The following is a 24,346-nucleotide window of genomic DNA, read 5'->3' as shown; positions in this document are numbered from 1 at the left end:
CGATATTCATCCAACTGATAGGCGCGGATTGGCAACACTCGCCACATATATGGATCGAATTTCTTCCTCGCTGATTGCCGCGTCGCACAAGTTCATAATACCGTCACAACAGAGCTCATTAGCGGCGCGGACTGATCGACGCGTGGTTCCGGGCATAAACTCCTAGCAGGCGAGTGGTGACGAAATGGAAAAACTGAATTCAAGAGTTGAATTCTTGAGACAGCGCAATTTCTTGAAATCGGCGCTTTTGGCTTCGTCAATGTGGACAGGCGTGACCGGTGTAGTTTTAACGCAAGCCTCCGCGCAGGACACCATCGTTGTGACCGCGCAAAAGCGCGAACAAAACATTCAGGACGTGCCGATTTCCATTATCGCACTGGGTACTGAAACACTGGAAAACCTCGAAGTTTCTTCATTTGAGGACTACGTCAAGTTCCTTCCTAGCGTCAGCTTCCAGTCAACGTCTCCGAACTCCACCAATGTCTATTTCCGCGGCGTCGTCAGCGGCGGCGACGGCAATCACTCCGCCTCACTGCCGAGCGTCGGCGTCTATCTTGATGAACAGCCGGTGACGACCATTCTTGGCTTTCTGCCGCTCCACATTTACGACATCGAACGGGTGGAAGCGCTTGCTGGACCGCAAGGGACGCTGTTCGGCGCCAGTTCGCAATCGGGCACGCTGCGGATCATCACCAACAAGCCCAAGATTGATGAGTTTGAAGCAAGTTTTGATGCTGAAGTGAATTCGATCAAAGACGGCGAGATTGGCTATCAGCTTGAGGGAATGGTCAACCAGCCGCTCGGCGACAATGCGGCGGTTCGTCTGGTTGGCTGGTATACGCGCGACGGCGGGTACATTGACAACGTCCTCGATAGCCGCCAGTTCACCGGAACAGCAACGACGGCGGGTATTTATAAAGATAATGCGGCGCTGGTTGAAGACGATTTCAATGATGGTGAGACCTTCGGCGCGCGTCTGGCGCTCAAAATCGACCTCAATGAAAACTGGACAGTGACGCCAACCTTGCTGGGGCAAAAGTCTGATTTCGAAGGGCGGTCGACCTTCAACCCCACGCTCGGGGATCTCAATGCCGGCAGATTCTATGACGAACAGAACGAAGATCGTTTCTTCCAGGCGGCGCTAACCGTTGAGGGGAAGATCGGCAATTTCGATGTGACCTATGCTGGCGCTTACCTCAAGCGTCAGATCGATTCGTTCTCTGACTACACTGATTATGCCGTGTATTATGACCAGTATTATGCGGGTTATTATTCAACGGTCGCCTATGCTGGTTTCTATTATTTCGGCGGGCGTTTCTTGGATAATTTCGGCGATCCGGTTGATCCGTCTCAGACCTATCAAGGCGATGACAGTTTCGCGAAATATTCGAATGAAATCCGGATTTCAACGCCGCAGGAAAACCGGCTGCGCGCTGTTTTGGGCTTTTTCCAAAACCATCAGAACCACTTTATTCACCAGCAATATGTGATAGCCGATCTCGACGATACGCTGGAGGTGCCGGACCATCCCGATACGATATGGTTGACGGAACAGCAAAGGACTGACCGAGATCTCGCCATCTTCACTGAAGTTGCATTTGACATTACTGATCGCTTGACGTTCACCGGCGGTGTTCGAGGATACCGGTTCGAGAACTCGTTGCGCGGGTTCTTTGGTTACGGCCAGGGATACCAAGATCTGGTTGGGTTCTCATCGGGAGAGGGGCTGTGCTTTGCTGCGCCCGTTGTCGATAATACGCCGTGTACAAACCTTGACAATATCGTGAAGGACACGGGCGAAACCCACAAGCTGAATCTGACATACGACATTGATGACGACAAAATGGTCTATGTCACATATTCCACAGGCTTCAGGCCAGGCGGCGTCAATAGGCGTTCAACGCTTCCGCCTTATCTTGCTGACAACCTCGTCAACTACGAGGTTGGTTTCAAGACGGCGTGGGCGGATAATCGAGTGATCTTAAACGCCTCATTCTTCCGTCAGGAATGGAAGGACTTCCAGTTTGGCATTCTTGGACAGAACGGCCTGACTGAGATTAAAAACGCCAACCAGGCGCGGATTAAAGGTATTGAAGCAGACATTTCGCTGCGTCCGGTTGAGGGCCTGACGATAAATGGCGCCATATCTGTGATCGACGCTAAACTCACAGCAAATTACTGCGGCTTCGTGGATATCGATACAGGCATACCAGTGACGGACTGCGCTTCGCCGCCGGCGCCTGAGGGGCGCAGCTTGCCTGTTGTGGCGGATTTCAAAGGCACGCTGACTACCCGCTACGATTTTCCGGTGGGACAGCTGAATGCTCATGTCCAGGGTTCGCTGAGCGGACAAACGGAGTCCGCCCAGGGGCTGACAGACTCAGATATTGCACTGCTTGGCGTGTTGCCGGGTTATGCGGTGTTTGATTTTAGCGCCGGCATTCGCTCAGACGACTGGGAGATTGTCGCCTATATCGCCAACGCCTTTGACGAACGTGCTCTTCAGCAGGCATTCGTTCCCTGCGGTGTTTGCACCAACACTCAATATTCAGTGAACGCCCCACGGACGATCGGCGTTCGCTTCGGCAAAGATTTTTAGGATTGTCGATAGCCAAAGTTAAAAAAGCCGACGCTCATCGCGTCGGCTTTTTTTATCTGCTAGCACCAAGCTACTCATGTGTCCGTCCCAACAAGGAGTCCCGCGCTTGACCGTACAACATGCCGCTGGCGCAAAGCCAAAAACTGATAAGTCTATGGGATTTTGGATGGCGACAGCGCTGGTTGTCGGCAACATGATTGGCTCGGGCGTATTTTTGCTACCTGCGGCGCTTGCGCCCTTTGGCTGGAGTTCAATCGCAGGCTGGGTGCTGACGATCGCCGGTGGGATTTGTCTCGCCGCAGTGTTCGCCGCGCTCGCGGGCGCTTTCCCGCGCGCAGGCGGGCCATATGCATATACGCGCGAGGCGTTTGGCCAGGCGCCCGCCTTCATGGTCGCGTGGAGTTATTGGATCTCAATCTGGGTCGGCAACGCCGCCGTGGCGACCGGCGCCGTCAGCTATCTCAGCGTTTTCTTCCCGCAAATTGCGGAAACCACGGGTCTGCATGCGTTTATTACATGTGGCGCGATATGGCTGTTGACGGCGGTTAACTGCCGGGGCGCATTTCTGGCGGGGTCGGTGCAGTTGGTTACTACAATTTTGAAGGTGTTGCCGCTTCTCGCAGTGGTCGCGCTTGCGGTGTTCGTGCTTGCCGGATTCAGTGACACGCCGGCGTCGCTCCCCGAGTTTTCCGGGTTTTCAGATTTCAAACTAGCAAGCGTGACGGCGGCCGCAACGCTGACTTTGTGGGCGTTGCTTGGTCTTGAATCCGCAACTGTGCCGGCAGAACACGTTAAGGATCCTGCCAAAACAATTCCCCGCGCTACGATGACTGGAATGATTGTAGCGGGCGTTATCTATTTGTTTTCCTGCTCTGCGGTCATTCTTCTTCTGCCTGCTGATGAGGTGGCGGCATCCAACGCGCCTTTCGCTGATTTTGTCTCCACATATTTGAGTGATGGCGCTGGAAGATTGCTGGCGCTGTTCGCGGCGATTAGCGGTTTCGGGGCCTTGAATGGCTGGATCATGCTGCAAGGTGAATTGCCCTATGCCATGGCGAAGGGAGGTGTTTTTCCGCGCTGGCTTGCAAAGGAATCTGAACGGGGCTTGCCGGTGCGCGCTCATGTCGTATCGAGCCTTTTGCTGACCGGCGTTGTGATGCTCAACTATTCGAAGTCGATGACTGAGCTGTTCACCTTTATCGTGCTGCTCTCAACGACAGCATCGCTGTTCATGTTCCTCGCCAGTGCGCTGTCGGCGCTTCAGCTACGCCGCGTCGGCAAGCTCAAAACCTCACCGCTTTTGCTCGCTGCGGCGCTGACTGCCGTTATATATTCCATCTGGACGATCTACGGCGCCGGGGGCGAAGCGGTTTTATGGGGCGTTGCGCTGCTGCTTGCCGGGCTTCCCGTCTATTGGATAGTCCAACGCCAACAGCGCAACACAGCGCGCTGATTATTCCCCTCCGGCCAGCTCGGTCAGCAGCGTATGCCAATGGTCGAGCGCGCCGTCGACGGTGGCGACAGGCACCCGCTCATTGAGACCATGGGCATACATGTCCGATGGTTTCATGAAGATGCCCGACACGCCATAGCTGTCGATTCCATGTGCGCGGAAGTGGAGGCTGTCTGACGCGCCAGCCGACATTTCCGGTACGATGGGGAGGCCGGGATAGCGCCGGTCGACCGCTTTTCTTACTGCTGCAACGACGTCGTCGCGCAACGGAGAGGCGTCGGAAAAATGCACTTCGTCAGCAAGCTCAATTGTCGCTTGTGGATTATCTATCACTTTGGCCAAAGTGGACTGCACGTCGTCAGGAGAAACGCCCGGAAAGATGCGGCAATTGACATTCATCTCCGCCCGTTGCGGTAGAGCGTTGAGCGCGTGTCCGCCGTCGAGCATTGTCGCAACGCAGGTGGTGCGTAATTGGCCCACATATTCCGGACGCTGGGCAAGCAGCTTGATCGCCTTTTTGTTTTCGGGATTCGCTGCAAAATCGCGCATCGCTTTGCCAATTTCGCCTTCGGTTTTCAGGCCGCCCTGCCGGAAAGACTCGAGCGTAATGTCGCTCCACATTACCGGGAATTCGTAATTTGAAATGTTGAGCGCGGCTTTCGCCAAGTCGTAGATCGCATTCTCTTTTCGCGGCATGCTGGAATGACCGCCAGGATTGGTGAAGGTGATCGTGTAATCCGCATAGGTCTTTTCGGCGCCTTGAAGATAATAGGCGACCGGCGCGCCATTTTCATCGAGACCGCCGCCGCCGCCGTCGCTATTGAGCACAATCTCTGCGCCCTCAAGCTTTTCCGCCAAGACCATGGTGGTCGCCATTTGAGTTTCCTCGTCGCCGGAGAGCGCAAGAACGAGATCGCGGTTCGGCGTGAACCCTTCCTGCTTCAGACGAATGAGCGTTTCCACCATCATCACCAGTCCGAATTTGTTGTCTGTGACGCCGCGGCCAAACAAAAAACCATCTTCGTTGATCATCGTGAAGGGATCGCGGGTCCAATCCTCCGGATTGGCGCCGACGACGTCCATATGCGCGGAAAGGAGGATCGGTTTCTTTTCGCCCGTACCTTTATAGGTCGCCACAAGCGTTGCCGTTTCGCCATGACGCTCTATCACGATATCGCTGGGGGCGAAGCCGCCTTTCGTCAGCTCTTCAGCAATCAGTGCTGCGACAGCGGGCACGCCTCCTTTGCCTTCGACGGATTCGATGGCGATGGTTTTTCCGAGCAATTCGATGGCGCTCGCCGTCATCTCGGGCGGCGTCAACGCATCATCCGCTGCGGCGCTGATGAATGGCAGGGCGCTGGTAAACAGCATAAGGGCGAATAGGGACGATTTGCGCATGACAGATCCTTTGTTGTTCGGAAGCGCCTTGCCCGCCGGCGTGGGCAGGGCGTAGGGTTCGTTGAAGTCATTCTAGCGCAAAGTCGAAGTCCAAGGGAGTTTTTCACAATGTCGCATAGTAAGTTTCGCAAGGCCGCATTAGCCGCCAGCGCTATCACGGCATTCGCCTTGCCTATGGCTGTCAATGCGCAGGAGGTGTCCTATATCCGCGCCGGCAAGTTGATCGACGTCGAGCAGGAGACTGTGCTTGTCGATCAGATGATCCGCGTCGAGGACGGCCGGGTCGCGGCGATTGCGCCCTATGACGCCGCGCCCGCCGATGGGCCGGTTACTGACTGGACGGATTATACGGTGTTGCCCGGCCTTGCAGACATGCACACGCATCTCGTTGGCGATATTCAAGGGGGCATTATCGATCCGCTGCTGTCCTCCGGCGCACAAGACGTGCTTGCGGGCGCGCACAACGCCAAATTGACGCTATGCGCGGGATTCACATCTGTGCGCGATGTGGGCTCGTGGCGCGCCTTTACCGATGTGGCGCTACGTGACGCTATCAACAAAGGTTATGTCGAAGGCCCGCGCATGGCGGTGGCGGGCGGTTATTTCACCATTCCGGACGGCGGCGGCGCCATGACTGGTCTCGCTTATGACGCTAAAGTTCCCGAGGATATGATGAGGGGTATTGTGCGCGGGCCGGATGACGCCAGACAAAAGGCGCGCGAATTTCTGCAGCATCGCGTCGATCTTTTGAAGATGATCGCTACCGGCGCCGTGTTGACCGTCGGCACCGATCCTGGCCTGCCGGAATTATCCGAAGAGGAAATGCGCGCAATTGTAGAAGAAGCTACAAAATATGGGAAAAAAGTGACGGCGCATGCTCATGGCGCGGAAGGCGCGAAAAATGCGGTGCGCGCCGGTGTCGCCTCGATCGAGCATGGTTCGTTGCTCGATGATGAGGCCTTGCGCATGATGAAGCGCAACGGTGTCTTCCTTGTCGCGGACATCTATAATGGCGATTACATCAACGAAATCGGCGCCAAGGAGCACTGGCCGGAAGAAACCATGCAGAAGAATCGCGACACTACCGATACCCAGCGCGAAGTCTTCCGCAAAGCAGTGAAGATGGGTGTGAAGATCGCCTTCGGCACTGACGCCGGGGTCTATCCCAACGGCCTTAATGCGCGACAGATGCCCTATATGGTGCGTTACGGCATGACGCCCATGCAAGCGCTGCAATCAGCGACCACAAGCACGGCTGAACTTCTCGGTTGGCAGGACGATACCGGAGCGCTTTCGCCAGGTCACTATGCGGACATGATCGCGGTCGAGGGCGACCCGCTGGAAGACATGTCGGTCTTGATGGGCATTAAAGGCGTCATCAAGGGAGGCCGCGAGGTCAATTGCGAGTAGGGGGCATATGAAAAAGTTATTTCTCCTGGCGGCGTTGGCCGCGCAGCTATCTCTCGTTTCCGCAGAAGATGCGCCGCGCGCCCGTGATCTCGGCATTCCGTTTTCCGGCTCGCCGGGCGCGCTCAACGCGATTACCGATGTTGATGGCGTGACGGTTGGGCATGAAACGATCATGCGGGATTTCAGGGGCGGGCATGCGGCGCGAACCGGTGTGACGGCGATATTGCCGCGCGGCCGTGATACGCTGCACGAGCCAGTCTTTGGGGGGCTTTTCTCCCTGAATGGCAATGGCGAAATGACCGGCGCCCATTGGATTGAAGAGTCCGGCTATCTTGAGGGGCCGGTGATGATCACCAACACCCACAGCGTCGGCGCGGTGCATGACGGCGTAATAAAATGGCGCGTTTCGCAAGGAGGGGCGGACGCTACAGGCTATTACTGGTCGCTCCCGGTTGTCGCAGAAACCTGGGATGGTCATCTCAACAACATCAACGGCTTCTATGTGGAGGCGAAGCATGCCGCCCTGGCGATCGAGGCCGCGAAATCCGGTCCGGTGGTCGAGGGCAATGTCGGCGGCGGCACGGGCATGATCTGTCACGAGTTCAAGGGCGGCATCGGGACGTCATCCCGTCTCGCAGGCGACTATACGGTCGGCGTTTTGGTGCAGGCGAATTATGGGCGACGCGATACGCTGATGATCGCAGGCGCTCCCGTTGGTCAGCATTTGCGGAATGATCGCGTCTACACGGAGGCGGACCCGGATGCTGGCGATACCGGCTCTATCATTATCGTCATTGCAACGGACGCGCCTTTGCTGCCGCACCAACTGAAGCGTCTCGCAAAGCGTGCCTCGCTCGGAATCGCTCGCGTGGGAAGCTATGCGGGAAATGGCTCAGGCGATATCTTTGTTGCCTTCTCAACGGCGGAAGCGAAGGGCGAAGGCGCGGTGAAAGATGCGCCCTTCGTCATCAATGATGAACTTGACCCATTATTTCTCGCAACCGTTGAGGCGACGGAAGAGGCGGTAGTCAACGCCCTTGTCGCGGCTCGCGACATGACGGGCGATGAAGGGCGATATGCGAAAGCCATAGACCATGACGCGCTTCGAGCTGTCCTGAGCGACTACGGACGGCTCGAAGAGTAGGCGTCAGTTTCCGGCTTTAAGATATTTGTCGTACCAGGCGAGATTGCGCTCCATGCGGTCATACAGAAAGCTTGGCCGCGTCAGCCCGTGATTTTGATCCGGATAGACCACAAGCGTCGTGTCGATTTCCTGCGACCGCAGCGCCAGATACATTTGCTCTGACCCAATGCATGGCACATTCCAGTCAGCGCTGGCGCACTGGAACATTGTGGGGGCGGTGATGCGGTCTGCATTGAAGAACGGATAGCTGACGCGCTCGAAAGCCTTTTTGTTGCCCCAGGGCGTGCCCAGTTCTTCTTCATAGACGAGGGCGTACTGATCGGCGCCATAACCGGTTACGAAATTCGCCATGCCCGCGCCGCTTATGGCCGCTTTGATGCGCTTGTCGCTCGCGATCATATAATCCGTGAGGATGCCGCCATAGCTCCAGCCGCCGACGCCGATGCGATCAGGATCTGCGACGCCCATATCGATAACATGATCGAACCCTGCGGAAATGTCTTTCACGTCCACATTGCCCCAATCGGCGTAGATTGCTTTGGCGAAATCGAAGCCGCGACCCGATGAGCCGCGCGGGTTGATGGCGAGCACCGCATAGCCATTGGCGGCGTAGACCTGCCAGTCGAACAAAAATTCATGGCTGAACTGATAAACCGGTCCGCCATGCAGGCGCGCGATCACCGGATATTTTTTGCCTTGCTCGTAGTCCGTGGGTAGCGTCAGGATGCCGTGAATTTCCTCCTTGCCGCTGCGGAAGGAGATGTCGCGGGTTTGCGCGAGATGGCGCTTCGAAAGCCAGCCATTATGATTTGTCAGTTGGCGCACGCCGCCTTCTTCTGCGGCGCCGAGTTCATAGGGTTGTTCCCCGGTTCCGTCGAGAACAGCGACGCGGCCATTGGACGAGACGGCGAGGTCGAAAGCAAAGCGCGGGCCGGAAGTGATGTAGGAGACTTCATCCGTCTCAAGATCGATCTTTGCGGCCCAGGTGTCGCGGTCCTCTTCGACAAGCGCGTAGACTGACTTACTGTCGGGCGCCCAGCGCGGCGCATACATCCAGCGGTCGATGCGTCCCAACGGTTTCACCTCGCCGGTTTCGAGATCCGCGTAGGTCAACTCGAAGGGAGCATAATAAATCCACTTGTCCTCGCCATTTTGCAGCCAGGCGATTTTCTTGCCGTCAGGCGACCATTGCGGACGGTAGCCAAGCTCCGGATCGGAATCGGCGCCGGGAAAGTCGCTTATCTTGCGGGGATTGGCACCCTTGCGCGGCGCCATGACATAAACGTCAAAGTCGAGATGACGATCCTCGCGCTCCTTGCGGGCAGTGACATAAGCGATCTGCGTGCCGTCAGGCGACCAGGAAGGCAAATAGTAGTCGGCGCCGTTTTCAGTGATCTGTTCTGTGTCGCCGCTTGCGACATCGACCCGGAAGAACTGGTAACGCCGGTCGTCAATATAGCCACGATAGTCCGCCTTGAATTGAAAGCGCGTCATGACAATCGGTTTCGGTTTGTTTGGATCGGCGCCGACCGACGAACCGACCTCGGCGACCGCGATCAGCGTCTTGCCGTCTGGCGAAAGCGCATAATCGCTGACGCCGCCGGTGATCTTGGTTACCTGTCGCGCCTTGCCGCCGCCAGCCGGCATGACAAACACCTGCGCTTCTTCCGTTTGCGTCCCATCGCTCAAAAAAGCGAGCATGTCGCCGCCATAGGCGGGCGACCATTCGCTTGTCGCTGGCGTTGTGGTGAGCGCCGCCGCTTCGCCATCCCAGGAGACGCGCCAGATATCGCTCACGGTCGCGTCAATTTTGAGATTGTGCGTTGACGCGGTGTAGGCGATAGCGTCGCCGTCGGGTGAAAACACCGGCCCAGAAAGGTCAACGAGTTTGTGAATATCGTCGAGCGATATGGGCGTTTTTTCCTGTGCGGCAAGCGGCGAGGCGGCGGCGGAAAGCACCGCAATCAAGACGGGAAAACGCATTTGACTAGCTCCTTACATGCTGCCGGAAACTAACGCCGGCTTTGATAGCCTCCGAGGAAAGCGACAAGGTTGGATCCGAGTTCGTCGCAAGGATAACCACCCTCTTGCACAATAACCGTAGGACGATTCAACGCAGCGCCGATTGCCTCGCCGATGCGGGCGAAACCGTCCGTCGTGACCGCGAGACCGGCAATAGGGTCGCCTTCATAAGCGTCGAGTCCCAGCGCGATAACGACGGCGTCTGGCGAAAAATCGGATGTTTTTTGCAGAGCCAATGCAAGCATTTCAAGGAATGCGTCGTCTTTTGATCCGCGCGGCAGGGGGAGGTTGAGATTGGCGCCAGCGCCTTCGCCCTCGCCAGTTTCATCCGCATAACCCCAAAAGAACGGATAAAACCGAACCGGATCTGCATGAATAGAAACAGTCAGCACATCGCCGCGATCATAAAAAATATCTTGCGTGCCATTGCCGTGATGAAGGTCAACATCAAGAATCGCAACGCGCGCATGATTGCGGCGTAAGGTGGATGCTGCGATGGCTGAGTTGTTGAGGTAGCAAAAGCCGCCAGCGGTTTCCATGCCTGCGTGATGACCTGGCGGTCGGCACAAGGCATAGGCTGCCCTCTCTCCCTTGAGCACGAGTTCAGCGGCATGCGTTGCGGTCCATGCGCTCCACTGCGCGCTTTCCCATGTGTCAGCCGAAATCGGTGCGGAGGCGTCGATCATGTGCCATCCGGCTTGTGCAACAACCGATGCCGGATATCCGCCGCGGCGCAATGGGTGGGTGTTCGGCGTCACCGCTTCGGATGCTCCGGGAATTCGTGACCAGCGTTCATGGGCGCGGGCGAGAAAGTCGAGATAGCGCCGAGAATGCGCGGCGAGGATTGGAGCGTCGCCATAATTGTCAGGGCGAGTGATTTCGCAGCCAGCATCCGTCACGCCTTGAAGCAGCATTTCGATACGTTCCGGCCGCTCCGGATTCTCCTCCATAACGCCATTGACGAGGTAGGAGGGTGGGTAATGTCTTTTTTGTTCATCAGCGGCGAGAACGGCCTTCATATTTCTATCCGTGTACTGGTAATTTCAGCTCGCGTGCGAGCCGTTCGAGGGCGATGGACAGCTTGTCGATGATTTCATCCACATGGCCCGTATTTGTGACCATGGGCGGGCAGACCAGGAAATGATCGCCCTCATATCCGCCGCGTGTGCGCCGCGAGTAAATGATCAATTGCTCTTCATAGGCATATTCAACGAGTTTTGCGAAGGCGTTCGAGTCTTTCGGCAGCGGCGCCATGGTTTCAGGGTCGGATACAAGTTCAAAGGCGAGCAACAGACCCTTGCCACGGACATCGCCAATAAAAGGAAAACGCGCGCATAGGCTTTCCAGTCGTGATTTCAACAACGCGCCGATTTGCGTGGTGTTCGACATCAAATCCTGGTCGTAGATTTCACGGATGACGGCGAGGCCCGCCGCGCAAGCGAGTGGATTGCCGGCATAGGTGTATCCGTGCATGAAGCCGCCCGCACTGACGACTGCGTCTACTATATCGCGACGCGCAATCATCGCGCCGAGCGGAATGTAGCCCGCGCCGAGCCCTTTCGAGAGTGCGATGAGGTCCGGCGTTTGATTCCAGTGCTCTGCGGCCAGAAATGTACCGGTTCGTCCGACGCCGGTCATGACCTCATCATAGATGAGAAGCACGCCATATTGGTCGCAAATATCGCGAACGCGCTGGTAATAGCTGTCGGGCGCCACCAGCGCCCCTGTCGAGGCGCCGCCGACCGGTTCAATCATGAACGCCAATACGTTTTCAGGTCCTAACTCTTCGATCTTGTCGCGCAACATGTCTGCATAGCGAAGACCGCGCGCTTCTTCGGAAAGGTTGTCATGATCGAGATAGGTCTGCGGCGCCGGAATTTTCGGCATTTTCCGCACCATCGGGTCGAACGGATCATTCAATGGGCCATAACCGGTAACAGCAAGGGCGCCAAATGTGGATCCGTGATAGGATGGGAAGCGGGTGATGACTTCTGTGCGTTTCGTTTCGCCTTTTGCGATCGCGTATTGGCGCGCGATTTTTATGCAGGTCTCCACAGTTTCCGAGCCGCCGGATGCGAAAAACACCCGGTCCAGTCCCTTCGGCGAGAGCTTTGATAGCACTGAAGCGAGGCGTTCCGCCGGCTCGTTCTCAAAATGAAGCCGGTAGCCAAAGGTCGTCGTGTTCATCTGCTCGCGCATGGCGGCGAGGACGCGTTTGTTGCCATGGCCAATATTCGAAACCATGGCGCCGGAGGACCCATCGAGGAAACGGCGTCCTGTGTCGTCCCAAATGTAAACGCCTTCCGCGCGGGCGATAAATGGTCTGCGTCCGCCGGATTGATAGAAGAGGTGAGAGGGCGCGCCTTGTGACCAATTAAACAAGCGAGAGACGTCGGTCGTCATAGAAGCTCCATGGGACGGAATCGATCAGGCATGAGCAGATTGTTTACCGGCGGGTGGTCCGCCCCCGTAAACCCGGTCTGCAAGCGGTGTGGTCGCGATCTTCTCGATTAGCATATGGAGGAATTCATGCTCGGCGCGATTGAGCTGCGTCTCAGGGTTGCTGACCGCGTAAATATCAATTTCCGGCAGATTTTCGTATGGTGGTAACTGCCAGAGCAAGCCGTCGCGCACGTCGCGGTCCACCACATGCACTGGCAGAGCGGCGATACCCAGTCCGGCGATGGTCATCCGCCGCACTTCTTCCAGATTGTTGGAAACGCCGGCTGGCGGCCATGCAAAAGCAGTGCTTTCGCGCAGCATGGCGACCGGACGCAAGACATCTTCCAATCTGTCGGTGTCAAAGGAGACACTGCGTTCGCCGTTCAGTTGGTCGACAGTCAGACCGGCCTTTCCGAACAAGTGGTGCGGCGGTCCGCAAAAAAATCCGAAGCTCTCCCGGAACAGGTGATGATAGTCGAGAGCCGGGTCCTGCTCCCGCACCAGACACACGCCGATTGCGCTGCGCCGGGCGCGAATCATGTCGACGATGTTGCGGCTGGAATTCACATTTATTGAAATCGTGGTGTTGGGGTAGCGCGCCTGAAACTCCGTCAGTGTTTCATCGATGAGCGGAGTGGTGACGTGGGTCGCCATCGCGATTGCAACCGTTCCGCTTACATCCTCGATTTCATCTTCAAGAATGGCGGTCAGGCGTTCAATAGAGCCGAACATCTGGGTGACCTGCTCGTAGAGCGCGCGACCGTGAGAGGTGGGCTCAAAGCTTCGGGGGCCCCGGTCGATCAACCGGCGGCCAAGCGTTTCCTCAAGTCGGCGCAGCGCATTGGAGACGGTCGGTTGTTTCAGATCGAGCCGGCGGGCCGCCTCGGTAATGCTGCCCACATCCATGATGACCATGAACGAACGCAGCAGGTTCCAATCAAGTCGCCAGGCGAGGTCTTTTACGTCTCGTTTGAACTCGGCTTCGTTCACCGGCGTCATGGTCGCATTCCCTTATTCTATATTTGAAAAGCGCTTCATTGATTGACAGAATGCATGAAAGACATGCGATCAGGCAACATGAAAAATACAACAAACAACGATTTAACTCGAGAAATTCGCGGAAAGTCTCCAAGAAAGGTAATTATTACCTGCGCGGTGACAGGGTCGATCCATACGCCGACCATGAGCAATGCGCTGCCGGTGACCGCGGATGAAATCGCGGATGCTTCGATTGAGGCGGCAAAAGCTGGTGCGGCGATTATTCACCTGCATGCTCGCGATCCTGAAACCGGTCAGCCAAGCGCCGATCCGGCGCATTTCAAGCCATTTTTGAAGCGTATTCACGCGGAAACCGATGCGATCATCAATATATCCACCGGCGGAAGTTCGGTGATGCCGCTCGATGTGCGTCTGGCGCCGGCGCGCGATGCCGAGCCCGAAATGTGCTCACTGAATATGGGCTCCATGAATTTCGGCACTTTTCCCATGGCTGATCGGTATACAGACTGGAAGCACAATTGGGAGCCAGCATTACTCAATGCGACGCATCGCACAGTGTTCAAGAATACTTTCGAAGATATCGAAACGATTGTTGAAGATTTAGGGGAACGCCGTGGCGCCAAGTTTGAGTTTGAATGCTACGATCTCGGTCAGATAGAAACGCTCGGTTTTTATGTGCGCAACGGGCTCATTAAGGCGCCAATATATATTCAGTTCGTTCTGGGCGTGCTTGGCGGCGCTGGCGCGACAGTTGAAAATCTGGTGGCGATGAAGAATTGTGCTGACCGCGTTATTCCATGCGAATATCATTTTTCCGTGCTTGCCGCCGGGGGGAAACAAATGCCGATGGCGACAATGGGTGCAATTATGGGCGGAAATGTTCGGGTGGGACTTGAGGACAACCTTTCCATAGCTCCAGGCGTCCTCGCTCAATCAAATGCGCAACAAGTCGGAAAAATTCGAAGCATTATTGAGGAATTGGGGTTGGGGACGGCGACGCCCAATGAAACCCGCAAACTGCTTGCTTTGAAGGGGCGGAACAGGGTCAAATTTTAAGCCTATGAACAATCCTGTCACTATTCGCGCGGCGACGGAGAGCGATGCGGGGGAAATCCAGGCGATGATCGCCGCCTTGGCGCGTGATGTCGAAGGGCCGGCGAAAGTTCTTACCGTAGATGACGTGAGGCGGCACGGCTTCGGTTCAAATCCGGATTTTTACGCGCTGATCGCCGAGGCTGACGGCGCTATAGTTGGCGTCGCGCTTTACTTCACTGAATTTTCAACCTGGCGCGGCAAGCGCGGCGTCTATCTGCAGGATATTTACGTCAAACCAACGGTGCGAAGTCGCGGCGTCGGCGAAATGCTGATCAAGCGTCTGGCGAAAGAAGCCAAGGCTTTAGGCGCGACGTATCTGCGCCTCGCTGTGGATCGCGAAAATCTGGGCGGCGCGCGTTTCTATGAACGGATGAACTTCACGGAAGTTGACCGCGATCGAATCTTTAAGCTTGACGGCGCTGCATTCGATGCGTGCGCGGTGTCTGATTAGGCGCATAAGGCGCGGGAGTGGGTTATGGCTAGAGCAATTTTACTTTCCGCCTTGATTTCCGCAGCGCTTGCCGTTCTGCCGACTACCGGCGCTCAGGCGAGCGGCAGAGAACCCGTCCTGAAGCAAGTCAAGGTTCCGCATTCGTATTACTGGCGCGAAATGTACATTCCGCATCTGACTAGCGGGCCATCTTCGCTCGATTGGACCGCGGATGGGAAAAGCCTGATTTACACAATGCAGGGCCGCCTTTGGCGCCAGCGCATCGGCGGTGGCGCTGCGACGCAGATTACGGGCGGGGCGGGATATGATTTTCAGCCAGATGTTTCACCTGACGGACGGAGCGTAGTTTTCACCCGTTATGAAAACGACGCCTACGAACTGGTGATTCGTGATTTGCGCAGCGGCAAGGAAACCAGGGTGACGTCGAACGAGGCCGTCAATGTGGATCCGCGCTGGTCGCCGGACGGAAAACGCATCGCCTATGTGACTAGCGAGGACAGTGGCCATTTCCATATCGCAATAGCTTCTGCGGAAAAGGGCGAATGGAAAAGCCGGCGCTGGCGCCAGGAGCGCACCAGTGAGGCCCCACGTTATTACTACTCGCAAATTGATCATGAACTGAGCCCCGTATGGTCTCCAGACGGCAAGGACCTAGCCTTCGTCGCCAACCCGGAAGTCGGCTACGGCACTGGCTCCCTTTATCGTCAACCGGTTGACCAAAGCGCCCCGGCGGCACTGCTGGTCAGTGAAGAAACCGCCTGGAAAACGCGGCCCGACTGGTCGCCCGATGGTCATCGCATCGCATACGCGTCATTCGCAGGGCGTCAGTGGCATCAGCTCTGGATGACACATGCAGAATCTGGCGGTTATCCACTGGCGTTTTCTTACGGCGCGTATGACGTGACCAATATGCGCTGGTCGCCTGACGCGACGCGCATCGCCTATATCTCAAACGAAAGCGGCGGGCTTGGCATTGTCGTGCAGGATGTGACGAGCGGCGCCAAAACTACTGTTGAAGTTAGCGAGAAGAAATATTCCTCACCAGTAGGCGCGCTGCAGTTACGCATTGTCGACGGGGAGGGGGAGGCCGCACCAGCGCGCATATCGGTCAAAGGTCCCGATGGCCGCTACTATGCGCCAGACGGCGCAATGATCCATGCAGATGACGCCTATGATCGCGCGATCTCCCATAGCGAACCGCGCTATTTCCATTCCGATGGCGAAAGCTTCGTCGTGCTGCCCGAAGGTGAAAGCCAGGTGACGGTCTGGCGAGGCGTGCGCTACGGAGTGGAGACCCATTCAGCCAACATAACGCGCGGCAAAACGGAACCTGCAACAGTTACGCTCGCAGCTCTCTTTCATGCCGATACGTTTGAAGGATGGCGTTCTGGCGACGTGCATGTGCATATGAATTATGGTGGCGCCTATCGTATGACGCCGGACAAACTCGCAAAGCAAGCTGATGCAGAAAACCTCGATCTCGTCTTCAATCTGATCGTCAACAAAGAGCAGCGAATTCCTGACATCGATTATTTCTCGCCCAAGGCGTTCACCCCCGAAGGCTCGGACGTGACCATTCTCAACGGCCAAGAATATCACACCAGCCTGTGGGGCCATTTGGGATTAATCGGCCTCAAAGAGCATTATCTACTTGGCGACTATGCGGCATATCCGAAAACGGCTCTGCATTCGTATTATCCGGACAACTCGACAGTAGCCGATATTGCGCATGCGCAAGGGGCGCTAGTGGGGTATGTTCACCCTTATGATCCGCCGGCGCCAGATCCATTCTCCGACCGCAAGCTTTCGCATGCGCTGCCCGTTGACGCTGCGCTCGGCAATGTCGACTATTTAGAAGTTGTCGGTTTTTCAGACCCGCTTTCAACGGAGAGCGTTTGGCACAAACTGTTGAATACGGGCCTGCGCATTCCTGCTGCTGGCGGTACGGATGCAATGACGAATTACTCATCATTGCGCGGCCCATTGGGGCTAAACCGGACGCTTGTCAAAGCGGAAGACTCTGCCGAACCGGGCGTTGAAGCACAAAACTTCATGGCGGCGTTAAAGGCGGGCAAAAGCATCGCCACCAATGGACCTTTAGTAAGCCTGACGCTGGGTGGCGCAGAGCCGGGCGATGAATTGAAGCTAGGCAAGGGAACTCACAAAGTCGAGTTCAAGGCCGTGCTCGCATCAATTACGCCTGTCGATTCACTCGACATCATCGTCAACGGTGCGGTCGCAATGTCTATTCCGCTCTCTGGAAACCGAACCTCAGCTTCCGTGGAAGGCGAACTCGCGCTGGACGCCAGCGCCTGGGTGACCTTGCGCGCAGTGTCGAAAAACGCAGTGCCGGAAGTCTTCGATTTGTACCCATATGCAACGACATCGCCGATCTATGTCACGATTGGCGGAAAACCAGTGCGTTCGCGCGAAGCCGCGGAACACTTCATCGCCTGGATAGGCAAGCTGGAAGCTATTGCTGAAGACGGTTCATACAACACGAAGCGCGAGCGCGATGCGGTATTAAGCAATTTACGGAAAGCACGCCGGGAATTTGAAAAGCGCCGATAATATATGGCGAGGAAGCCACGCATGATGAAAGACGCGCCATTCGCTGTTGCGCTTATTCCGGCTGTCATTTTAATTGGATTGATGGGTTGCGCGGTCTGGCTGTTCGGCGATGCGTCCGCGGCCGGTCCGGCGCAGATCGTGCTGCTCGTTGCTGCCGGCGCCGCAAATATCATCGGCTTGATCTACGGCATGAAATGGCCGGCGCTTGAACAAGCGGTTGTTGATTCGGTGTCACGCGCGATACCAGCCTCGCTCATCCTGCTCGCCGTCGGGGCGCTGATCGGCACATGGATGATGTCGGGAACAGCGCCTGCAATGATCTATTACGGGCTCGGCCTCATCAGTCCGCAATGGTTTTACCCCGCCGCAGCACTGATTTGCGCGAGCGTTTCCGTATCCATCGGAAGTTCCTGGACGACCGCTGGCACTGTGGGTCTCGCGCTGGTTGGCGCAGCTACAATCATGGGGCTGTCGCCGGAAATTGCAGCGGGCGCCGTGATCGGTGGTTCCTATTTTGGCGACAAGCTTTCACCGCTTTCCGATTCCACCAATCTTGCGGCGGCGGTGGTGGGTGTCAATCTTTTCGACCATGTGCGCCACATGCTGACGACAACGATCCCGTCGCTGGCGATCGCGACATTGATCTTCGCCGGGTTTTCACTTGCGCAAAGCGGCGAGGCCGCGCCTGTCGAAGCGATTTCGCACACACGCGAGACGTTGAAGGCGGCCTATGACCTCGGTCCTTTCACCATGCTTCCTCTCATCGTTGTTTTTGTGTTGGCTATTCGAAAATTCCCGCCATATCCGACGATCGCGATTGGCGCCTTGCTCGGCGGGGGCGTGGCGGTCTTTCGTCAGCCGGAAATCGTACACGCCTTCGCCGATCCGGCGGGCGGGCTGCCTTATGCTGCGGCGATGTTGAAAGGCGTGTGGCAGGCTTTATCGACGGGGTTTCAGTCCAGCCTAGGTGTTTCTGAACTCGACCGGCTTTTAACCCGCGGCGGCATGGCGAGCATGATGCCCATCATCTGGATGGTGATTGCAGCCCTTAGTTTCGCCGCGTCTATGGAGGCGACCGGATTGCTTGAGCGCCTGACCGCACCGCTCATCGCGCGAGTCCGCGGCGTTGGCTCGCTGGTCACGACAACAGTTGTTAGCGCGATTGCGATGAACATTTTTTCCGCCACGCAATATATGGCGATCATTATTCCTGGCCGCATGTATGCGAAGGAGTATCAAAAGCGCGGTCTGGCGCCGGTGAACCTCTCACGGACAGTAGAAGACGCCGGAACGATGACGTCGGCGCTGGTGCCATGGACCACATGCGGTGTTTTTATGGCTGGTGCCCTTGGCGTGCCAACGCTTGATTATCTGCCGTTTGCATTCGTGAATTTATTAAACCCGCTGCTGGCGATCCTTTACGGGTTTTTGGGCGTCGCGCTGATCAGAGAAAAGAAAACGGCGCCCGAAGGCGCCGCTGTTTCCGCTTAAGCGTTGAACGCTTCCTGCATTTTCTCGGGTGAGGGCTTTTCGCGAGACCGCGCAATCGGCATCGACTCGCGCATTTGTTTGGCGAAATGGCGCAGGCAGATTTCCGACGTCCCGAGCGGACCCTGCTCAAAGCTCATGGAGCCCATGCCGGCCTGCACGCGTTCGATAAGGTCTTTGTCTTCGCGATTCACATTGCGGTTGATGCGCAGGTTCAGATAGCGCGCGAGCTTCATTTCGCGGCGGTCGTCATCAAGCGCGTAAACATTTTCGCGCAGAATGCAGCTCGTCGGCGTCAACGGGATGAACTGCATGAAGTCGATCTGGTCTGCATAGACATCAAACATCAGATTCGGCCAGAGCTTGTAATACGTCCACATGTGCTGACGATCCTCGGGCAGGTGGTCAACATGGGGTAAAAATTTGCGATAGGCGTTGTTCGATAGAGACGCCATTTCACCGCTTTTTAGCTCGCTGTAAATCTTGTGCACATCCCGGTCGAGCGTCAGCGTGTAGCTGTCGCCGAGCAGGCCATGAAGGCCGTCATGGGCGACGCGGATATGCAGCGCATCGACATAATTGTCGGTGGCGTTTTTCCAGTTCACTTCGCGCACGCGCGTTCCCACATGGCGCAGCGGCTTCATGTCCTTGGTTTTGTAGAGCGCGAACTCTTCCGCCACAGGCTCCATATATTCCTTGAGCGACGGGCCGCCGGAAACGAAGCGGATGAAAACAAAGCCGGCGAAGGTTTCCGTCTCAACCGGCGTCAGGCCGTGATCGGCGCGGTCGAAATTCTCATATTGCTCAAGATAGGGAACGCCGGAAAGCGTGCCGTCGAGCTGGTAGGTCCAGGCGTGATAGGGGCATACGAGGCTGCGCCCGCAATTTCCGTAATCGCCGTCGACCATGCGCGCGGCGCGGTGGCGGCAGACATTGTGGAAGCCGCGAAGCGCGCCGTCCTTGCCGCGCACCACAAAGGCGATCTCGTTATACATCTTGAAGGTGAGATAATCGCCGATGTTCTGAAGTTCGCTTTCATGGCCGATCAGGTGCCATGACGGCAGGAAAACCTTTTCCCGCTCCAGCGCGAAAAAGTCAGGATCGTTATAAAGCCATGCCGGAAGACTCTGGGCGTCTTCATCGGCGACAAGCACCGGTTTCGTATAATCTTTGGCTGTATGGCTCATACGTCACTCTCCTTGCGGGCGTTAGAAGGTTTAATCACTAGCACCTTTTCCGTCGCTTGCCGATATGACGACAAAGTCACCGGCGGAAAAAGCAGGCAGAATGCCGCGCACGTCATCAAGGGTGACGGCGTTTACGGCGGCCGAAAAGTCTTCAATCGTGGTTAAGCCGGGGCCCGCCCAATCGCGGGCGAGGGCGGCGGTGATTTCATCATTGCTCTGGGCGGCGCTGATTTTGCGGCCGATTAGATTGCGTTTGGCCTCGGCGAGTTCCGCTTTATCGGGCGGCTCGGCCAGGAAACGCGCCAATTCCGCCTTTAACGACTGGAGCAAAGCTTCCTGTTTGCTTGGGTCGACGCCAATATTCAGCGTGACAAGGCCGGCCCCCTTATCGCCGCGATAGGCCGCGCTTATGTAGTAAGCGAGGCCGCGCTTTGAAATGGCTTCGTCGCCTAAACGTCCGCCATAACCATGCGAGAACATATAAAGGGCGAGACGCCAGGCGAGCGCGTCTTTCGCATTAAGGGCGGGAGCATCGGCCATATAGCCAAGAGCAGTTTGCGCTTTTTCTTCGGGAAGTTTGACAGGGATATCGCCAATCGACGGGGCTAGCTTTGCTGGCCGGACGGCGCCATCGGGGACGCCAAGCGCATTCGAAACGAAATTCCTCATTTCGTTTGCATCGACATTGCCGGAAACTGCAATGAAGGCGGGAGAAATTTTCTCCGGATTTGCGGCGGGAACGAACCGCGCGGTGAAAATTTGCTCTAAACGCGTATAGGGATCGCTGCTGTCCGCCGCGCTCGCGGCGCCCGGCATCGCCTCGTCGATGGCGGAGCGTATTTTATCGACCATCGCATCGAGTTCACTGGACAAACCTGTCACGGCGACGCTTGTCATGCCCGGCGCCGGGGCGTCCCGCGTGCACAGATTGCAGTCATAAAGCCCAGAAAAGACGACGCGCAAGGAAGCGGTCTGCGACATGCTTGACGGAACAATGATGAAGTTCTCATCCGTTTGAATGTAACGGTTGTCAGTGTCAATTCTTTCATCGCCGGCGCCATTTCGTTCTTGCGCCATATTTAACTTGCTGGCGGAATCGATGCGTTGAGGCGCGCGTCCCGCATTAGGAACCATCCAGCCGACAGTGCGGCGGTTGGCGTTCAGGTAGGTTTTTGCGATGCGCGCAACATCTTGCGCTGTCACGGCATTGACGCTTTCCTCAAGAGAAAGGAGTTGCTCCAGCGCGCCTATGCCTTCAAAAAATGCAAGCTGGTGGGCCGCGTCTTCGGTTGTCTCAACATCAAGAACAAGTTCGCGCAATACTTCTTTCTTCGCGGCAGACAGGCGTTCATCGCTTATGGGCGCTGTCGCGAAACTTTCGAGCGCGCGCTGCACCGCAACTTCGATCTTTTTCTCATCGCTTTCAGGCTCAGCGGCGCCGGCGACAAGAAAAATATATGGCTGTGCGCTTGGCGTGAACCAGGTCGAAATATTTTCGGCGACGCCTGCAAGAGCGGAGCCTTCCGCGGCAGGCGTTCCCCAGTCATTTTGCAGAAACGAAACACCGCTGGAGGCGCCAGCAAGTGCTTGCATCACGAGAAACGCCGGAAAGTCCTGGCTCGCGGCGGCGGGTGCAGGATATGCAATGCGGAACAACTTTTCATCGGTCGCGCCTTCAATGCGAACGCGCTTTTCGCCCTGAAAACTTGGTTCGCTAAGGGGCGGTAATTGTGGTTCCGCATTCGCCTTAAACGCACCAAAGAGCTTGCGCACGCGCGCTTCAACCACATCTGTCTCTACGTCGCCTGCAATGGCGAGCACTGCGGTTTTGGGGCCGATGCGCATTTCGTAGAACGCAACGATGTCTTCATGGGTTATGGCTTCGACGTCGCCAGCGAACCCGATGGTGTTTTTGCGATAGGGATGGACCTGAAACGCCGCCGCGACCGTGGCGTCAAAAAGAATAGTTGAGGGGTCGTTGGCGTAACTGTTCATTTCCGAGATGACAGCGCCAGTTTCCGCCTCGACATCGTTGGGATCCATTTTCAAGCGTCCGAGCCGGTCAGCCTCAATCCGCAGAAGCAAGTCGAGATCGGCCTTTGGCGCCGTGGCGAAAAAGGTAATGTGGTCGATCCAGGTATAGCCGTGCCATTCACCGCCAACCGCATAGATGTCGCCCGCAAGCCTTGTGCCCGGAAAGTTTTTCGAGGAGCGAAACGCCATGTGCTCAAAGAAATGTGCGAGCCCCATACGTCCTTCCGGATCGTCGCGTCCGCCGGTTTTGTAGGCCATTTGAACACTGACGACAGGCAGCGCGCGTTCTTCCAGAATGAGCAGCGTCAATCCGTTTTCAAGATGCGTAACGCGCACCCGGTTAAGATCGATAGCGTTCGCCGCGCAGGGGGCAAGCGCGAGCGCGAAGAGAGCTAAGCTGTGGAGAAGCCGTCTCAAAGTGCGGCGGCGCGCATTGGTGATGCGCGCCCCTTGCCGATATCGCGCAGGATTTCCCGCGCTGCATTATGTCCCGGCATGCCGGTGACGCCGCCGCCCGGATGGGCAGACGAACCACACATGTAAAGCCCTTTAAACGGGCCGCGATAATCGGCATGGCCAAGCACCGGACGCGCGCTGAACAACTGATCGACGCCGAGTTGGCCGTGGAAAATGTCACCGCCAACGAGCGAAAGCTTGCGCTCAAGGTCAAGCGGCGACAGCGCCATTCGCCCGATTACTGATGATTTGAAATTCGGGGCATAGTCATTGATTGTGTCGATGATGCAATCCGCCGCTTCGTCGCGATGATCGTCCCAACTGTCGCCATTGGGAAGTTGCGGCGCGAAATTCTGACAGAAGAGGCTCGCCACATGCTGGCCCGCTGGTGCGAGCGTATCGTCGATTGTTGACGGTATGTGCATCTCGATAACCGGCTTTTTCGCCCAGCCGGTACGCCGCGCATCGGTGTATGCGGTATCGAGATAGTCGAGGCTTGGTGCGATCATGATGCTCGATTGATGATGGAGTTCGAGCCCAGCAGACGGCCGAGTGGTGAAGTTTGGCAGCTCTGACAGCGCGACATTCATCCGGAAGACGCCTGAACCAGAGCGCCAGTTGCGGATGCGCTCTGCAAATTCCTCTGGCAGTGCGTTTTCGGGGATCAGTTTGCCGTAAAGCAGTTGCGGGTGAATGTTGGAGGCGACGACTTTCGCCCGTATCGCTGCTCCGTCATCGAGGACCACGCCAACTGCGCGTTCATTTTCGACGATGACTTCGCGCACCGGCGCGTCGACGCGAGATCTCGGCGCCTGCTTCTGCTGCTGCTGCGGCCATCGCCTGCGTGATCGCACCCATGCCGCCGACCGCATGCCCCCATGCGCCTTTGATTCCGTTCACCTCGCCGAACACATGGTGCAGGAGGACATAAGCGGAGCCTGGCGTATAGGGACTGCAATAGGCCCCGGTGATTGCGTCGAAACCCAGAATGCCCTTGATCGAGATCCAGCTCGAACCAGTTGTCGAGGATTTCGCCGGCGCTTTTGCCGAAAAGATCGATCAGATCGCGCTGACCTTCAATACCCAGCTTGTGCGCGCGTTTTGCGAGCATCGCCGCGCCGAACATATCGCGTAATCCGCCGCCGAGATTAGGCGGCGTTTCAAGAAGGGTTGATCGGAAAAGGTCGACAAGCCGCTCCAGGCGTTCGTGATAAGCGGGATAGGCTTCGGCGTCTTTCGGTGACAATTTGCGGATGGTTTCGAGATTTTCTTTTTCATCGCGCGTCAGGAACAGATGCTTGCCGTCCGGAGAGGGGGCGAAATAGGAGGCCGGGCGGATGAGCACTTTCAGCCGGTGTCGCGCAAGCTCCATATCGGCGATGATTTTCGGATTTAGAAGGCTTACCGAATAGCTGGCGACGGAGTTGCGGAAACCGGGATGAAACTCCTCCGTAACCGCCGCGCCGCCGACGATGTCTCGCTTTTCCAGGATAAGCACGCGCCGGCCGGCCTTCGCGAGGTAAAAGCCGCAAACAAGGCCGTTATGGCCGCCACCGATAATGATCGCGTCGTACTGTTCAGACATGAAAACCTAACC

15 protein-coding genes and 1 pseudogene are annotated in these 24,346 nt (G+C 56.7%); 8 read left to right on the top strand and 8 right to left on the bottom strand.

The genetic code is table 11. From position 1 onward, the window contains the following. Positions 1 to 184 precede the first annotated feature (184 nt). Together AC0L8G_RS17795 and AC0L8G_RS17790 are read left to right on the top strand one after the other, a co-directional pair. Entirely contained in the window at positions 185 to 2,599 is a 2,415-nt protein-coding gene (locus AC0L8G_RS17795) for a TonB-dependent receptor (RefSeq protein ID WP_473385496.1), read from the top strand. A 166-nt stretch (positions 2,600 to 2,765) separates the two neighbouring features. Further along, positions 2,766 to 4,052, top strand: a complete 1,287-nt coding sequence (locus tag AC0L8G_RS17790; protein WP_473385495.1) for an amino acid permease — start codon at positions 2,766 to 2,768, stop codon at positions 4,050 to 4,052. Here AC0L8G_RS17790 and AC0L8G_RS17785 read toward each other — a convergent pair whose 3' ends face one another. After that, a complete protein-coding gene (locus AC0L8G_RS17785; protein WP_473385494.1) occupies positions 4,053 to 5,450 on the bottom strand; it encodes a M20/M25/M40 family metallo-hydrolase in 1,398 nt (465 codons plus the stop codon). Positions 5,451 to 5,558: 108 nt separating this feature from the next. Between AC0L8G_RS17785 and AC0L8G_RS17780 the strand changes: the two genes are divergently transcribed. Next, positions 5,559 to 6,860 carry a metal-dependent hydrolase family protein gene (locus tag AC0L8G_RS17780; protein ID WP_473385493.1) on the top strand — a complete coding sequence of 434 codons (1,302 nt, stop codon included), beginning with the start codon at positions 5,559 to 5,561 and terminating at the stop codon, positions 6,858 to 6,860. Between the two features lie 7 nt (positions 6,861 to 6,867). Further along, entirely contained in the window at positions 6,868 to 8,004 is a 1,137-nt protein-coding gene (locus AC0L8G_RS17775) for a DmpA family aminopeptidase (protein ID WP_473385492.1), read from the top strand. Positions 8,005 to 8,007: 3 nt separating this feature from the next. Here AC0L8G_RS17775 and AC0L8G_RS17770 read toward each other — a convergent pair whose 3' ends face one another. Genes AC0L8G_RS17770 through AC0L8G_RS17755 form a run of 4 tightly spaced genes read right to left on the bottom strand, consistent with a single transcriptional unit; the run spans position 8,008 to position 13,467 of the window. Next, positions 8,008 to 9,987, bottom strand: coding sequence for an alpha/beta hydrolase family protein (locus AC0L8G_RS17770; protein WP_473385491.1), 1,980 nt, complete (start codon positions 9,985 to 9,987; stop codon positions 8,008 to 8,010). Between the two features lie 29 nt (positions 9,988 to 10,016). After that, positions 10,017 to 11,045, bottom strand: a complete 1,029-nt coding sequence (locus tag AC0L8G_RS17765) for a histone deacetylase family protein (RefSeq protein WP_473385490.1) — start codon at positions 11,043 to 11,045, stop codon at positions 10,017 to 10,019. A 4-nt stretch (positions 11,046 to 11,049) separates the two neighbouring features. Next, entirely contained in the window at positions 11,050 to 12,429 is a 1,380-nt protein-coding gene (locus tag AC0L8G_RS17760; protein WP_473385489.1) for an aminotransferase family protein, read from the bottom strand. Positions 12,430 to 12,453: 24 nt separating this feature from the next. After that, positions 12,454 to 13,467: a LysR family transcriptional regulator gene (locus AC0L8G_RS17755; RefSeq protein ID WP_473385488.1), complete on the bottom strand. Its 1,014-nt coding sequence runs from the start codon at positions 13,465 to 13,467 to the stop codon at positions 12,454 to 12,456. Between the two features lie 78 nt (positions 13,468 to 13,545). Here AC0L8G_RS17755 and kce point away from each other — a divergent pair, with 78 nt between their 5' ends. From kce to nhaC, 4 genes are read left to right on the top strand one after another with little or no spacing between them, the layout of a single operon-like run. Next, positions 13,546 to 14,523, top strand: coding sequence for a 3,5-dioxohexanoate:acetyl-CoA acetone transferase (kce, locus tag AC0L8G_RS17750; protein ID WP_473388903.1), 978 nt, complete (start codon positions 13,546 to 13,548; stop codon positions 14,521 to 14,523). A gap of 4 nt (positions 14,524 to 14,527) precedes the next feature. Then, complete coding sequence (locus AC0L8G_RS17745; protein ID WP_473385487.1) at positions 14,528 to 15,013, top strand: GNAT family N-acetyltransferase; 486 nt, start codon at positions 14,528 to 14,530, stop codon at positions 15,011 to 15,013. Between the two features lie 24 nt (positions 15,014 to 15,037). Further along, positions 15,038 to 17,584, top strand: coding sequence for a CehA/McbA family metallohydrolase (locus AC0L8G_RS17740; protein ID WP_473385486.1), 2,547 nt, complete (start codon positions 15,038 to 15,040; stop codon positions 17,582 to 17,584). Positions 17,585 to 17,605: 21 nt separating this feature from the next. Beyond that, on the top strand, positions 17,606 to 19,075 hold the full coding sequence (gene nhaC / locus AC0L8G_RS17735; protein ID WP_473385485.1) for a Na+/H+ antiporter NhaC: 1,470 nt from the start codon (positions 17,606 to 17,608) through the stop codon (positions 19,073 to 19,075). Here the strand turns inward: nhaC and AC0L8G_RS17730 are convergent. The 3 genes and pseudogenes from AC0L8G_RS17730 to AC0L8G_RS17720 all read right to left on the bottom strand — a co-directional run bounded on the left by AC0L8G_RS17730 (position 19,072) and on the right by AC0L8G_RS17720 (position 24,334). Continuing rightward, a complete protein-coding gene (locus AC0L8G_RS17730; RefSeq protein ID WP_473385484.1) occupies positions 19,072 to 20,259 on the bottom strand; it encodes an aromatic ring-hydroxylating oxygenase subunit alpha in 1,188 nt (395 codons plus the stop codon). The genes nhaC and AC0L8G_RS17730 overlap by 4 nt on opposite strands. A gap of 30 nt (positions 20,260 to 20,289) precedes the next feature. Further along, complete coding sequence (locus AC0L8G_RS17725; protein WP_473385483.1) at positions 20,290 to 22,629, bottom strand: M16 family metallopeptidase; 2,340 nt, start codon at positions 22,627 to 22,629, stop codon at positions 20,290 to 20,292. A 77-nt stretch (positions 22,630 to 22,706) separates the two neighbouring features. Then, positions 22,707 to 24,334: pseudogene (locus tag AC0L8G_RS17720) on the bottom strand (phytoene desaturase family protein). Positions 24,335 to 24,346: the final 12 nt, after the last annotated feature.

The organism is Hyphococcus sp. D3-15, from assembly GCF_055809375.1.
This window is presented reverse-complemented; position numbering and strand designations above follow the sequence as displayed.

Excerpts from the sequence above, each read along its gene's own strand:
- AC0L8G_RS17795 (WP_473385496.1), top strand. The coding sequence starts at position 185 with ATGGAAAAACTGAATTCAAGAGTTGAATTCTTGAGACAGCGCAATTTC.
- AC0L8G_RS17790 (WP_473385495.1), top strand. The coding sequence starts at position 2,766 with ATGGCGACAGCGCTGGTTGTCGGCAACATGATTGGCTCGGGCGTATTT.
- AC0L8G_RS17785 (WP_473385494.1), bottom strand. The coding sequence starts at position 5,450 with ATGCGCAAATCGTCCCTATTCGCCCTTATGCTGTTTACCAGCGCCCTG.
- AC0L8G_RS17780 (WP_473385493.1), top strand. The coding sequence starts at position 5,559 with ATGTCGCATAGTAAGTTTCGCAAGGCCGCATTAGCCGCCAGCGCTATC.
- AC0L8G_RS17775 (WP_473385492.1), top strand. The coding sequence starts at position 6,868 with ATGAAAAAGTTATTTCTCCTGGCGGCGTTGGCCGCGCAGCTATCTCTC.
- AC0L8G_RS17770 (WP_473385491.1), bottom strand. The coding sequence starts at position 9,987 with ATGCGTTTTCCCGTCTTGATTGCGGTGCTTTCCGCCGCCGCCTCGCCG.
- AC0L8G_RS17765 (WP_473385490.1), bottom strand. The coding sequence starts at position 11,045 with ATGAAGGCCGTTCTCGCCGCTGATGAACAAAAAAGACATTACCCACCC.
- AC0L8G_RS17760 (WP_473385489.1), bottom strand. The coding sequence starts at position 12,429 with ATGACGACCGACGTCTCTCGCTTGTTTAATTGGTCACAAGGCGCGCCC.
- AC0L8G_RS17755 (WP_473385488.1), bottom strand. The coding sequence starts at position 13,467 with ATGACGCCGGTGAACGAAGCCGAGTTCAAACGAGACGTAAAAGACCTC.
- kce (WP_473388903.1), top strand. The coding sequence starts at position 13,546 with ATGAAAAATACAACAAACAACGATTTAACTCGAGAAATTCGCGGAAAG.
- AC0L8G_RS17745 (WP_473385487.1), top strand. The coding sequence starts at position 14,528 with ATGAACAATCCTGTCACTATTCGCGCGGCGACGGAGAGCGATGCGGGG.
- AC0L8G_RS17740 (WP_473385486.1), top strand. The coding sequence starts at position 15,038 with ATGGCTAGAGCAATTTTACTTTCCGCCTTGATTTCCGCAGCGCTTGCC.
- nhaC (WP_473385485.1), top strand. The coding sequence starts at position 17,606 with ATGATGAAAGACGCGCCATTCGCTGTTGCGCTTATTCCGGCTGTCATT.
- AC0L8G_RS17730 (WP_473385484.1), bottom strand. The coding sequence starts at position 20,259 with ATGAGCCATACAGCCAAAGATTATACGAAACCGGTGCTTGTCGCCGAT.